Annotated in this window: 1 protein-coding gene; it reads right to left on the bottom strand. The window is 50.7% G+C overall.

The genetic code is table 11. The annotated features are described in order from the left end of the window. The coding region (locus tag BZJ21_RS15730; protein WP_269087448.1) for an EF-Tu/IF-2/RF-3 family GTPase at positions 1-337 on the bottom strand (337 nt) is incomplete at both ends.

The raw sequence follows: 337 nt of genomic DNA, 5'->3' as shown, positions 1-337 counted from the left end.
ACGCAGAAGAACACCAACGTTCTCACCCGCACGGCCTTCGTCTAGAAGCTTACGGAACATTTCAACACCAGTACAAGTGGTCTTGGTGGTGTCTTTCATGCCTACGATTTCAACGTCGTCACCCACGGTGATGATGCCTTGCTCAACACGACCAGTTACAACAGTACCACGGCCTTGGATTGAGAATACGTCTTCGATTGGTAGGATGAACGGCTTGTCGATCGCACGCTCTGGCTCTGGGATGTAAGAATCCAGGGCTTCAGCAAGTTCAACAATCTTCTGCTCCCACTGCTCTTCACCGTTCAATGCACCCAGTGCAGAACCTTGAATTACTGGG

It is taken from the genome of Salinivibrio costicola subsp. alcaliphilus, assembly GCF_001996185.1.
Lineage (GTDB): Bacteria > Pseudomonadota > Gammaproteobacteria > Enterobacterales > Vibrionaceae > Salinivibrio > Salinivibrio costicola.
The sequence above is the reverse complement of the archived record's forward strand: the minus strand, read 5'-3'. Positions and strand labels throughout refer to the sequence as shown.